Here is a 12,776-nt window from a genome sequence, read left to right as displayed (position 1 = left end):
GTTTTTTTATATCATAAATATTTTAAGGCCTTGGAGGGAACAACACGTATTCACCCTTCTTTCGCGAGTTATTCTCCTCTGACGCGCGGGTATTTTCCCTTTCTTCCGCGGGTATTCTCCCCTGAAGCGCGGGTATTTCCCTTTCTTCCGCGGGTATTCTCCTCTGAAGCGCGGGTATTTCCCTTTCTTCCGCGGGTATTCTCCTCTGAAGCGCGGGTATTTCCCCTGAAGCGCGGGTTTTTCCCCATCTCCCACAGTTAATCTTCCCTGACAAGAAAAAGCAATTGTCCGTATTAGTAAATACGAACAATTGCCTTATTAGTCTAGAAGATTAAATGTGCAACTAATGCTGCGATTGGTAGTGAAATAATTGTACGTAATAAGAAAATAACAACTAAATCAAAAAACTTCAGCGGAATTTTTGTACCTAAAATTAGTCCACCGACTTCAGACATATAGATAAGTTGTGTAACAGAAACGACAGCAATCACAAATCGTGTAGTTTCAGCTTCGATTCCTGCTCCTAAAATGGACGGAAGGAACATATCGGCAAAACCAACAACCATTGTTTGTGCTGCTTCAGCTGCTTCTGGTAAACCAAGCACTGTTAATATAGGCTCGAATGGCTTCCCTAAAACTGTGAAAACACTAGTGAATTCGGCAAGCATCAAAGCAATAGTACCAAATGCCATAACGATTGGTGCTACGCCAATCCATAAGTCCACAACATTTCTGGACCCGTCTTTTAAAAATTGACGTGGATCTCGATTTGCATGTGCAACGGCTAAAGCATTTTTTAAGCCATGTGACACAGAATTATAGCCTTTTGGTAATTCCTCACGCGATAAATCTAATGGAGTACCATCGATATAAGTATCTTCCTTATTAGCAAGCGGATAAATTCGTGGCATAATTATCGCTAACACAAGACCGCAAAGTACAACCGTTAAATAATATGGAATGAAATAGCGTGACAAGTCCACTGTATCTAGTACTACGATGCAGAAAGTGATGGATACAACTGAGAAGCTCGTTGCAATAATAGCGGACTCTTTTTTCGTGTAGTTCCCCATTTCATATTGCTTACTCGTCATTAGAACACCAATTGTTCCATCACCAACCCACGATGTAAGTGCGTCAATCGATGAACGACCAGGACTTCTAAAGAGAGGACGCATGATTTTCACCATCATCGTTCCGAAAAATTCAAGCAAGCCAAAGTTTGTTAAAAACGGTAATAGTAGACCTGCGAATAAGAAAATCGTAAACAAAAATGTTACCAAACCATCGTCTGGGTTCATTAATAATCCACCAGTATTTTCATTGTTAATTGCTGATGGTCCAAAATCAAACACAACCATTGATGCAAATACTAAACCGATTACTCGTACAATTGTCCAAAACCAATTTACATAAAATAATGTATCTAAAATACTAGGTTTCTTTGTATTATTTCGAGGAATGAATTTGGCAATGAGTGAACCAATTGCCGAAATCGCAAACATAATAATAGTAATATAACTAATAACAGGAGCAATAACACCTGCTAATAAATTTGCTAAAATAGCAATTGGAACTTTCCATCCTTCTTCCGTTAAGACCGGTGTCATGAATAATAGGACACCAATAAGAGAGGGGATTATGAAGAAAAAGTATGAAGAAGTAGGGTATTTTTTCATAATTAAAAGCCTCATTTCTTAGTTTTATCGAAGTTGTATACATCAGGCTTGTTAGTTATGTACTGTTAAACCGCCAAGATATGTATATCATTTTTCATAAAAATGGAATACGGATAAAATAAAAAAACATTCCTCTAAAAAGTAACCAAGGAATGCCCAAGTACTACTTTTTTATTATTAACATCCAATACATTAAGCCATACTTCACCTAATGCTCCATTTCAAGCATTTTAATCGATCATTCAATTTCACAAATAGAAGAGTTTCATCATAGTGTAAAAAATTTGTATCGTAAATTCACCCTATACTTTTCTTAAATATAGTATTCATTAATGCTACTGTCGTTATTCCCATATTTTCCACTTAGTTTTGAAACTCTGTATCATCAATTCCATTATAACGGTACTACTCTCAACAATATAGAGAAATTTAGTACCATATCCATTTTCGGAATTGTCTGCAATCGATTGATGACAATGAAGTAATCGGTTTAACTTAGAATAATACCATCTTTATTCATGATTTTATAACATTTTCATGTTGCAAAACCATTGTAAAACCTACAATATATTCGATTAAACCTAACAAAAAACCGGATTTTTATACAGTTCAAAATAATTTTTTATTGTAATAATTCCTCATCTCATAAATCCGAACTTCTTCTTTTTAACAAAAACAATTTAACAAAACTCAATTATTCTTTAGCTAATCTTTTATGTGTACCATCTACTACTTTTGAATTTAGCCCATTTCTTCTAAATGATTAATTCAAATGTCTTTCTTTCAGTACGTTCTCCCTTACATATTGTGCACTGTCAAACTATAATAAACTACCCAACCATAAAAAAATTATAGAAATGGTTATAAATCCATTAAATTTTGACATGCATTACATCTCTTCTCCTTTCGATGATAGTTCACGTCATTAAAATTGGTATGAAACTCTTCTAAATCAACCTATTTTGATTGCCTAAGAGATTTAACCAGCCCTTAATAGGCATACAAATAGACCATACTGTCTTCCATCTCATATGTTAATTATGAACCACAACTTATCAAAACAGGAGGTTTTACCATGCATAGACATATGCGCCATCATCATCATCATGCAGGTCCACATTGTTGTCCACCACAAATGGGCCCAACTCAATTTGAGCCACCACATTGTTGTCCACCAGAGGAATATGTACGCACTAATTACATCCATACAGTTGTACCACATGTACAGCCAACACATGTAACAACAGTTAATAAGCATATGATTGATCATCAGTATCATTTCCCTTGTACTGAGGCTGTAGTGGATGAATGTTGCGAGACCCATACACTTTGTGAAATGCCACCTGAGCCTTGCCATATGCCGCATCATATGAGACACCATCACCATCACATGGGACACCATCACCATGACATGGGTCATCATCATCACCATATGCCGTACCATCATCATATGGGATATTAATGAAATATGCGATGAGGTTAAATTATGCCTCATCGCTTCTTTATATTGATTTTCAAAAGCACTCTATTGTGAAAAATGCCTAATCTCTATCATTTCTCGTTATGGTATTTACTATCAAGTTCTTTATTTTAAATAGAAAAACCGAGCACCTTTACTAGGCACTCGGTTAATATCTTTAGTACATTTTTAAATATTGATCGCGTTCCCATTGGTGTACTGTTGTACGGTACATGTCAAACTCGATTTCTTTTGCCTCTTTAAAGTTTGCGTAGATATGCTCACCTAAAGCTTCTTGAGATACTTTGTCCTTAGCAAGTAATGCCAAAGCATCGTCAAGTGCTGGTGGTAAGTTTTCGATACCATTCGCTTTACGCTCTTCTTCAGACATCACGTAGATGTTACGGTTAATGGCAGCTGGTGGTGTTAATTTTTGGCGAATGCCTTCAAGACCTGCTTCTAAAATAACAGCCATTGCTAAATAAGGGTTTGCAGATGGGTCCACTGAACGTACCTCTACACGAGTTGAAAGACCACGTGCTGATGGGATACGGATAAGTGGTGAACGATTTTGAGCTGACCATGCTACATAACATGGTGCTTCATAACCAGGTACAAGACGTTTATAAGAGTTAACTGTTGGATTTGTCACAGCTGTGAAGCCTTGAACGTGAGCAAGGACACCTGCCATGAATTGCATTGCTGTTTCTGAAAGACCTAGTTCAGTAGATTCATCGTAGAATGCATTCTCTTTACCTTTAAATAATGAAACGTTGAAGTGCATACCAGAGCCAGCTTCCCCGAATAATGGCTTCGGCATGAATGTAGCATGTAGGCCGTGTTTACGAGCAATTGTTTTAACAACTAATTTGAACGTTTGGATGTTGTCACAAGCCGAGACTGCGTTTGCATATTTAAAGTCGATTTCGTGTTGTCCAGGAGCTACCTCATGGTGAGATGCTTCAATTTCGAAGCCCATTTCTTCTAGCTCTAATACGATATCACGACGGCAGTTTTCGCCAAGATCAGTCGGTGCTAAGTCGAAGTAACCACCGTGGTCGTTTACTTCTAATGTAGGTTCACCTTTTGCATCTAATTTGAATAAGAAGAACTCTGGCTCAGGTCCTAAATTGAAGCTTGAGAATCCCATATCTTCCATTTTCTTAAGGATACGTTTTAAGTTGTTTCGTGGGTCACCAGCAAATGGCTCGCCTTTAGCAGTGTATACATCACAGATAAAACGTGCTACTTTCCCTTTTTCAGAAGTCCAAGGGAACACTACGAAAGAATCTAAGTCAGGATATAAATACATATCTGATTCTTCAATACGTACGAAACCTTCAATGGATGAGCCATCAAACATCATTTTGTTTTCTAGAGCTTTGTCTAATTGGCTTACAGGAATTTCAACGTTTTTGATTGTGCCAAGAATATCCGTAAATTGTAAACGTATAAAGCTTACGTTTTTTTCCTCAATTAGACTTTTAATGTCTTCTTTTGTGTATTTACCCACAGTTTTCCACACTCCTATAAATTGTCTAGCTTTTATCATTACTCTATTCTAGTTAAAAGTAATAAACGATGTTGCCTTTTATTAATAGAATCGAGATAAATCCCCACGACGGATGGATGATTTTTGCATGCGTTGTGCTTGACGCATTTCCTCACGCATGATGCGACGTAATTCTGAGTCACTTAAATCTGAGTCCTCTGTTGTAACAAGTTCATTCTTTTTGGCGAACAGCTTTTTAATTTTCGCCATGTTCATACCCTGTTCCAAGTAATCTTTAATTTCCAGCAATATATCGACGTCATTTAATGAAAACATTCGACGGTTGCCTTCTGTTCGGTGCGGCTCAATTAAATGGTGTTCTTCATAATAACGAATCTGGCGTGCCGAAAGCTCGGTCAATTGCATCACGATATTCATGGATAATAACGGCATAGTTCGTCTAATTTCACGACTCATTTAAGTCCCCTCCAATACCTGCTAATAATATAACGAAAAATTTACACTGTCAACCACTCATGTGAGGTTTCCTTACACGGATTGAAATATTTTTGGAAATGATGAAAAATTGTAAAAAACTAAGCTTATTATCCTAACGTGGGGTTGATTTCCGTTCCGACTTGGCGCTTTGTTGCTGCCGCTACGCTTTCGCACAGATAAAACATTTGCCGCTGACGCTTCGCTTTCGCGCAGAGCAGAGCTTCCTGGGGGACGTCCAATGAGACGCTAATCCCCAAGGAGTCGTCAAGCCTCCTCTCCAATCAACTTATATAAATGGCATACGTTTCAACAAATGTTATCTTCAATTTTTTGTCCATAAGTAAAAAACTATTCAAAATGGAAGTTTTGAATAGTTTTTAACTACCTATTTTTTTATCGTTTGAACGGCACTACAAATAGCAAATTTCACATGCTCGTATGTTAACCCACCTTGAATAAATGCTGTAAATGGCGGACGGATAGGACCGTCTGCTGTCAGCTCAATACTGGAACCTTGAATGAATGTTCCAGCTGCCATGATGACATCATCCTCATAGCCAGGCATATACGCTGGCTCTGGTGCATAATGCGCATTAATTGGTGAGTTCGCTTGAATTTCACGGCAAAAAGCAATCATTTGTTCCGCCGTTTGGAAAGAAACCGATTGAATTAAATCCGTACGATTCGCATCATACCTTGGCGATGTATTCATGCCTATTTCCCCTAGCATAGCAGCTGTGAAAATGGCACCTTTTAATGCTTGAGATACAACATGTGGCGCAAGGAAAAATCCTTGATAGAAATCACCGAGCGTATTTAATGTTGCTCCTGCTTCAGCACCAATACCTGGTGAAGTCATACGATAAGCACATTTCTCTACTAAATCTGCACGACCCGCAATATAACCACCAATTTTCGCTAAGCCTCCACCAGGATTTTTAATGAGTGAGCCTGCCATTAAATCAGCCCCAACCTCTGTCGGTTCCTGTGCCTCCACAAATTCACCGTAGCAATTATCAACGAAAATAACAGCAGCTGGTGCTAATTCACGGATTTTTGCACACATGTCTGCAATTTGTGAAATGGTAAAGGATGGGCGTATTGCATAGCCCTTCGAACGTTGGATAGCAATCATTTTTGTGTTTGGTGTAATTGCAGCTGCAACACCTTCCCAATCAATCTCTTGATTATCGATTAAATCCACATGGCTATAACCGATTTTATAATCTTTTAATGAGCCAGTATCCTTATCGCCACCATCAACTATTGATTGCAATGTATCATACGGCTGACCTGAAATATAAAGTAATTCATCACCAGGACGAAGCACTCCGAATAAGCTAAGTGTGATTGCATGTGTACCAGAAATAATTTGCGGACGTACAATGGCAGCCTCCGCTCCAAAGACCTCTGCATAAACTCGTTCTAGATTGTCACGCCCTTCATCATCATAGCCATAACCATTAGACGGGTGCAGATGATAGTCACTTACTTGATGCTTTCGGAACGCTGCAAGCACTTTTTGTTGATTGAAGAACGCCATATCTTCTACCTTGGCATGAAAAGGGCGTACCTTTTCTTCTATTTTAGCAGCTAATGCTAATGTTTCTTCCGTTAAATTGGTTGTAAAAGTCATTATATTCTTCTCCATTTCACATTTGTTCAAATCTTATCTTAACAATTTGTGAGCTTGCCTGCAAAACTTGCTAATTGCATTAGGCACTAAGCCAAATTACGGACTTAATCTATTTATTTCTGCTATAATGAGATATTTGATATCTGATAATTCCAAATCATAAGTCGATGCTTTTCTTGGCAAAAACTTCTAGATACAAAAAGGTAACTTAAAGTTTTCTAGTATGTAATCTACAACAACATGAAATGATTTATTCACATAAGGGGTGAAAGGGTTGGCTTGGGAGGTTTTTAGTATCATTGGAACAATTGCCTTCGCTATTTCCGGGGCAATAATTGCAATGGAGGAAGAATACGATTTATTCGGCGTCTATATACTCGGTATCGTAACCGCTTTCGGTGGTGGAGCTATACGAAATCTACTAATAGGTTTACCTGTAACTACACTGTGGGGGCAAGATATGATGTTCCAAATTGCCATTGCAGCCATCACAATTTTTTTCTTATTTCCACATCGACTCATTCAACATTGGCATCGTTGGGGCAACTTCACTGATGCTATTGGATTATCGGCATTTGCGATTCAAGGTGCCCTTTATGCTGTGAAGCTCGACATGCCTATTAGTGCCGTTATTGTAGCTGCAGTTTTAACAGGATCAGGTGGTGGAATTGTTCGTGATTTATTAGCTAGACGTAAACCATTAGTTCTTCGTGATGAAGTCTATGGCGTTTGGGCAGCACTAGCAGGACTGATCATTGGACTTGAATTATTGTCAGGGGATATCTTTTTATATGTATTATTTGGTGTGATCACAGCACTAAGAATACTTTCATATATAAAGAAATGGCGTTTACCGTTGCGGAAGTTGAATCGAGCATAGATAAGTTTCCTTATACCGCTGCATAACAACAAGCCCAAATAGCTGTTATTTGGGCTTGTTTTTTTAGAATATGTGTTTCTCCTAAATCCTCAGTAAACTTTGTGCTTGTCGAGAATATGTGAAGGCACTAGTATTTCTTTAATTGAAAACTCATATGATTACTTCTCTAACAGCTGCATAGATTCCTCTAATGTAGCCATGTTTTTCATCATGGAGCAAGCTGCGTCCAAAATAGGAAACGCTAAAGCTGCGCCAGATCCCTCGCCCAATCGCATATTCATATGTAGCATCGGTTCAACTCCTAGCAATTCGGCAGCAATTTTAGCACCTGGTTCTTCGGAGGCATGAGAAGGAATGATATAGTCTTTTACTTTTGGTTCGAGTTCGTATGCAATAAGAGCAGCAATAGTAGAAATAAAGCCATCAATCACTACAGGTTTGCGATTTGCAGCAGCTGCAAGTATTACCCCAGCCATAGCGCCTATTTCTAACCCTCCAACTTTTGCAAGAATATCAATAGCATCATCGCGATTTGGTTTGTTTAATACAATGGCATTGTGAATGACCTCTACTTTATGCGCAATCCCTCCTGGTCCAACACCTGCACCGAATCCCGTCACTTCAATTGGATGACACTCGCAAAGAACCGATAATATTGCAGCACTTGGCGTCGTATTACCAATCCCCATTTCTCCTGTCCCGAGTACATTCGCCCCTTTTTTTATTTCTTCTGTAGCTACTTCAATTCCTACTTCAATAGATTGAATGGCTTCTTCCCTTGACATAGCAGGACCTTTTGCCATATTGTCCGTTCCATATTTTATTTTTTTTATGATGACACCAGCATCAAGTGGAATATCCTCTTTTACGCCAACGTCTACTGTAACAACTTTTGCATCTGTGATTTTTGCGATAGCACAGACACCAGTTCCTCCTCTAGGGAAATTTAACGTTTGAAAGACCGTCACATTTTGTATATTTGATGTTACTCCTTCATCACAAACACCATGATCTGCTGCACAGACAATAATTGCCTTATTATCTATCGTAGGAAATAGTTCGCCTGTAATACCGGATAGTTGCACAGCTAGAGTCTCCAGCTTCCCTAAGCTACTAGGCGGCTTGCAAAGTGCATCTATGCGTTCTCTTGCTTCCTCCATCATTTTGTGGTCGGCACTTTGAATGTTTTGAATCGTTTGTTGTAATAATTGCATGAAAATTTCCCCTTTCTTTTTTGCCCTTGTTACTCGAAGAATGATTTAGAGAAAAAATAAAAAGCCTGTAGTTTATTCCATAACAAATAAACTACAGACTTTTCCATCGTCTATATAACCGAAGCAGATAGGCAGGTCTCCTGGCTGAATTTCAACATTTCATAGAACCTTCCCAGAACGATGCTAGTGGCATTCTCTATGAAACTCCCTTTTACAGTGGTGGGACCGCTAAAGCTTTTCACTTTATTCCCTATTCTCCCGCAATGGGCACCTAATGCTTTTATGCAATTATTTTAAATTTACGTCAAAGTGGTTTTTGTGTCAACATTTTAAATGGAAAATTCAGAACTTTTTGCGTAACACTAGTGTTAAAAACTAAAAATAAGAAATTGAGCTTTCTTCGTTACTCCTATTCATAACATCGCCACGAAAATATATTAATGTTGATGCCCCTTTTTTAATGATTCTCTCTCTACTTCTTTTACAGCTTCTGTACCAATTGGTAAAATAACAGTTTCCATTAAATGCTCATTTCCCTCTGCAAAGGCATGTATAGTAACATTCCAAATTCCTGCTTCAAATTTACCTTTAAATTGATGAACTCCATTTTCGCTTTTTAAATCCTCCGTAAAATGAATATCCCTTTCCAGTAAATCAAATTGTAAACTTACTTTTGAATCTTGAATAATATTGTTTTGTTTATCATGAAGTGTAATGTTTAGAATTCCTTCTTTATCTGGCTGAATAACCTCGGGATCTGTTGTAATATTAAGGGTCACATCATCTATTTGTTCTTCACTGACTTTACCAAAAACTTCAGTAAAGGAATCAATTTTAGTATTTTCATCTAAAACATACTGATAATTTATATTCCAAATACCTTCCATTGGTAATTCAATTTTGGCAGCATAATAGTTTTGTTCTTTTGATAGGTTTATATCTTTAATATTATGATCCATATTTTGCATTTTTAAATCCATTATAATACTGAAGTTTTCTTCATTTCTTAGGTTTTCTGGAACTGATAATTTAGTTGTTAGTACTCCATTCTTATAAATATGATTGGTTTCGATATTGTTAAGCTCTTCAGCAATACTTGATACTTGGTTTGTATGTGTAGTGCTACAGGCATTTAAAAATAAAAAAACTGTGAATAGAAATAAAGATAAAAATTTCTTCATACTAATCTATCTCCCCAGAACAATAATAGTTTCAGTGTCCTGATTTGCCATAGTAGTGATATCTGTTAGAATGATATAAAGCCCATGAACAATTTTTGTAGTTATAAGCTGATTGAAGACCACGACAATTTGTATTACTTGTGTAATCATTTTGACAGTCATAAGATAAGAAAGCATAGTCACAATCACTTCCTACAAAGTTTTTCCATGCCCTTGGATCCCAGTGATTATAGTATCTATGATTAGAAACACTACCGTTGAATCGGTTACAGTGAACACGATCTCCTGGAGAGTGTTTTTGGCCCACCTCTGATCGGCTGCTTTTGCCATTTTCTGTACTAGTCATTTCACCATCCATTGACTTTGCGAAGTCTTTGAAATTGATAGTCTTTACTAGATCTATAGATTGAGATTTGTTCTTATCATTTTTAACATTTGTTTTAATTTCTTGCCCATTAGCCTTAAATTGAATATCCAAATTAGCATCATCTTCATTTATTGCGAATGTACCATTAGCAGTCAATTCAACCTCTTGTTCATTAATAGTTAATGAGCCGTTTTTGGCAGGATAAAATTTCTCATAACCATTTTCAGTTTTTTTCCATCCCTCTTTTTCTACTTCTTTAAGAAATTCATCTTCATCTCCCAATAGCTTTTTATCTTCTTCAGTAAGATCAATCTTCATAACTATTCCTGCTTTCCCCTGAACATTTCCGTCCTGAATAGCAGCTGCTGGCTCTGTCGCATTAACTATACTAGCATTTAGTACTCCCGAAAAAATAAATAGTGTCGATAAAGCTGCTACAATACCAGTTTTAAACCTTTTTCTAACCTTCATTCTTAATCTCTCCTTAATTTTAATTGGTATAGTTTTTCAAAAATTTATTTTAATATAAGTGGTCAACTACTTTTATAAAAATCCAAAAATTAAAGGGAATCTGAAATACAAATAGGTCCTCGAAGGCTCGCCCTTAGAACCTTCTCCAAAAAAGTAGTATATATTAGGATGAATCCCTTTTCTAGCCCTATATAATAACATTCCCGCTAGGAAATTTAGGATTGACCATTTACATTCCTGATAAAAGCATTGCAAATACAAACATTATAAATATCAAAAACGATATTCCCAGTACTACGGGAGCTAACCTTGAGGTTTGTCCTTTAATTACAGAAATTATAGCAACTATTAAACCCATAGAAGCAATTAATAGGATAATAACTGACATGAATGGCTCTGGTATTTTTGATAGTAAGGTACTAAAAAAAAGAAGAAAAAAAAGTATCTGAAATGAAAATGAAACTAATAATAATCTATTAATCATCTTTTTTTGTCTCCTTTAACTTGGTTTTGAACCTTGCTAACTTCTTCATACATTAACAAAAGAGGCTAAAATCCTTTGTGTAACAAAATAAAAATAATGATTTTTCAATAGTAATAAAACGCTTATTTTCCTCCTCTCATTTTGAAAAGTCTTTGAACAATTGTTGCACTCTCAAAATATGTAAATAAGTGTTTTATTTTTTACAAATCATCCTGTAGAAGTACAGAAATAACAACAGCAACACCATATATCTTCTGCAGTTGAAGGAACATCAAATAAGCGCAAGCCTTCATTTAATTCAATAATTTGCATATCATACACCACCTTACTACTTATTTAGTTTTATATAGTAATCACGCCGTTATATTGGGTTATACAACGTGTTTTACTAGGTACTAATAGATTTGTTTAAAGATTAATTTCTTGCTATTAATTGAGATTCACTTAAAGAAACACATCTTGAATATTAAGACACAGGTTATTTTATTTTTTAATTTTCGTTTTTTTCCGAATTCTTATATATGAATATAACAAATAGAACTTTTAAAACACCCGTATTTCCCGCAATTATTCTAACTTCATATATATTTCACATAATAATGCAGAATTACCTCAGTTATTGGTGATTAAAAGTTTTGAAAAACATTTAAAGGGTATATTATTCAAACTGAATCTTTAGTTTTTCTCTCATCATTTAATGACAATAATAGACCTTTTTTGGAGATGGAGATTGATATATAACCAAGGAGTGAATATCTTGAATATTAAACTACTACTTGTCGATAATCGTCAATTAGTACTAGAATGCTTAAAACACAGATTAAACAAAGAACCAAATATTTGCGTGATAGGGGCTCTTTCTAATCCTGAGTATTTACAACATGAAATAATCACTAACTCTCCGGATATTGTAATAATGAATTTCCGAATGGAATTATCTAACAAAATCGATTTAACTAAACTATTAAAAAATATTCCTAATTTACGAGTTGTTATATTATCGAAGCATGAATATACAGAATATATCCAAGCTTCCTATAATGCAGGAGCTAGCGCTTTTATATCAGAAGAAAAACCATTCCAAGAATTAATCTTTACTATTAGACAAGTATACTTAGGTGACAAAATGTTTCCTAAAGTTGAAAAAAATCAGATAGATAAAATGCTTACACAAAAAGAGTCTGAAGTATTAAAAAGAATAGCAGAAGATAAAACCAATATTGAAATTAGTAAGGAAATGATGATAAGCATAAGAACAGTTGAATACCATATCTCATCAATCATTAGGAAATTAGACGTAGAATCTCGAGTAGGTGCTGTCGTGACAGCTATTAAGCGAGGGTTGTTAAGTATTAAATAGCATACTTGTGTATATTAAGTATATTAACTGTATTTTTTCATCTAACGAAAGACTA

13 protein-coding genes and 1 riboswitch are annotated in these 12,776 nt (G+C 36.0%); of the genes, 4 read left to right on the top strand and 9 right to left on the bottom strand.

Going from position 1 to position 12,776, the window contains the following annotated elements; genetic code table 11:
• Positions 1 to 6: 6 nt before the first annotated feature.
• Together AN161_RS28755 and AN161_RS10615 are read right to left on the bottom strand one after the other, a co-directional pair.
• Complete coding sequence (locus tag AN161_RS28755) at positions 7 to 255, bottom strand: hypothetical protein (RefSeq protein WP_143114719.1); 249 nt, start codon at positions 253 to 255, stop codon at positions 7 to 9.
• 68 nt (positions 256 to 323) lie between these two features.
• Positions 324 to 1,679: a YjiH family protein gene (locus AN161_RS10615; RefSeq protein WP_053594319.1), complete on the bottom strand. Its 1,356-nt coding sequence runs from the start codon at positions 1,677 to 1,679 to the stop codon at positions 324 to 326.
• Between the two features lie 1,075 nt (positions 1,680 to 2,754).
• Between AN161_RS10615 and AN161_RS27505 the strand changes: the two genes are divergently transcribed.
• Positions 2,755 to 3,141 carry a spore coat protein gene (locus AN161_RS27505; protein ID WP_241774541.1) on the top strand — a complete coding sequence of 129 codons (387 nt, stop codon included), beginning with the start codon at positions 2,755 to 2,757 and terminating at the stop codon, positions 3,139 to 3,141.
• 175 nt (positions 3,142 to 3,316) lie between these two features.
• Here the strand turns inward: AN161_RS27505 and glnA are convergent, their stop codons facing one another.
• The 4 genes from glnA to AN161_RS10600 form a co-directional block, all read right to left on the bottom strand.
• Positions 3,317 to 4,651, bottom strand: coding sequence for a type I glutamate--ammonia ligase (glnA, locus tag AN161_RS10610; protein ID WP_053594318.1), 1,335 nt, complete (start codon positions 4,649 to 4,651; stop codon positions 3,317 to 3,319).
• An 81-nt stretch (positions 4,652 to 4,732) separates the two neighbouring features.
• Positions 4,733 to 5,107 (bottom strand): MerR family transcriptional regulator, encoded by a 375-nt coding sequence (locus AN161_RS10605; protein ID WP_053594317.1) that lies wholly within the window; start codon positions 5,105 to 5,107, stop codon positions 4,733 to 4,735.
• A 128-nt stretch (positions 5,108 to 5,235) separates the two neighbouring features.
• Positions 5,236 to 5,385 (bottom strand): hypothetical protein, encoded by a 150-nt coding sequence (locus tag AN161_RS29595; protein ID WP_158003008.1) that lies wholly within the window; start codon positions 5,383 to 5,385, stop codon positions 5,236 to 5,238.
• Between the two features lie 128 nt (positions 5,386 to 5,513).
• Positions 5,514 to 6,764, bottom strand: coding sequence for a methionine gamma-lyase family protein (locus AN161_RS10600; protein ID WP_053594316.1), 1,251 nt, complete (start codon positions 6,762 to 6,764; stop codon positions 5,514 to 5,516).
• A gap of 274 nt (positions 6,765 to 7,038) precedes the next feature.
• Between AN161_RS10600 and AN161_RS10595 the strand changes: the two genes are divergently transcribed.
• Positions 7,039 to 7,644, top strand: a complete 606-nt coding sequence (locus AN161_RS10595; RefSeq protein WP_053594315.1) for a trimeric intracellular cation channel family protein — start codon at positions 7,039 to 7,041, stop codon at positions 7,642 to 7,644.
• A 158-nt stretch (positions 7,645 to 7,802) separates the two neighbouring features.
• Here the strand turns inward: AN161_RS10595 and cobT are convergent, their stop codons facing one another.
• The 3 genes from cobT to AN161_RS10580 form a co-directional block, all read right to left on the bottom strand.
• Positions 7,803 to 8,858, bottom strand: a complete 1,056-nt coding sequence (gene cobT, locus AN161_RS10590; RefSeq protein WP_053594314.1) for a nicotinate-nucleotide--dimethylbenzimidazole phosphoribosyltransferase — start codon at positions 8,856 to 8,858, stop codon at positions 7,803 to 7,805.
• A 112-nt stretch (positions 8,859 to 8,970) separates the two neighbouring features.
• Positions 8,971 to 9,148, bottom strand: a riboswitch (cobalamin riboswitch).
• A gap of 147 nt (positions 9,149 to 9,295) precedes the next feature.
• Positions 9,296 to 10,039 carry a hypothetical protein gene (locus AN161_RS10585; RefSeq protein ID WP_053594313.1) on the bottom strand — a complete coding sequence of 248 codons (744 nt, stop codon included), beginning with the start codon at positions 10,037 to 10,039 and terminating at the stop codon, positions 9,296 to 9,298.
• A 31-nt stretch (positions 10,040 to 10,070) separates the two neighbouring features.
• Positions 10,071 to 10,877: a hypothetical protein gene (locus AN161_RS10580; RefSeq protein ID WP_053594312.1), complete on the bottom strand. Its 807-nt coding sequence runs from the start codon at positions 10,875 to 10,877 to the stop codon at positions 10,071 to 10,073.
• 221 nt (positions 10,878 to 11,098) lie between these two features.
• Between AN161_RS10580 and AN161_RS10575 the strand changes: the two genes are divergently transcribed.
• A complete protein-coding gene (locus tag AN161_RS10575; RefSeq protein ID WP_053594311.1) occupies positions 11,099 to 11,326 on the top strand; it encodes a hypothetical protein in 228 nt (75 codons plus the stop codon).
• A gap of 792 nt (positions 11,327 to 12,118) precedes the next feature.
• The gene (locus AN161_RS10570) at positions 12,119 to 12,721 is read left to right on the top strand and encodes a response regulator transcription factor (RefSeq protein ID WP_075807218.1); all 603 of its coding nucleotides are present in this window, start codon (positions 12,119 to 12,121) and stop codon (positions 12,719 to 12,721) included.
• Positions 12,722 to 12,776 lie beyond the last annotated feature (55 nt).

This window comes from Lysinibacillus sp. FJAT-14222 (genome assembly GCF_001278875.1).
GTDB lineage: Bacteria > Bacillota > Bacilli > Bacillales_A > Planococcaceae > Lysinibacillus > Lysinibacillus agricola.
This window is presented reverse-complemented; position numbering and strand designations above follow the sequence as displayed.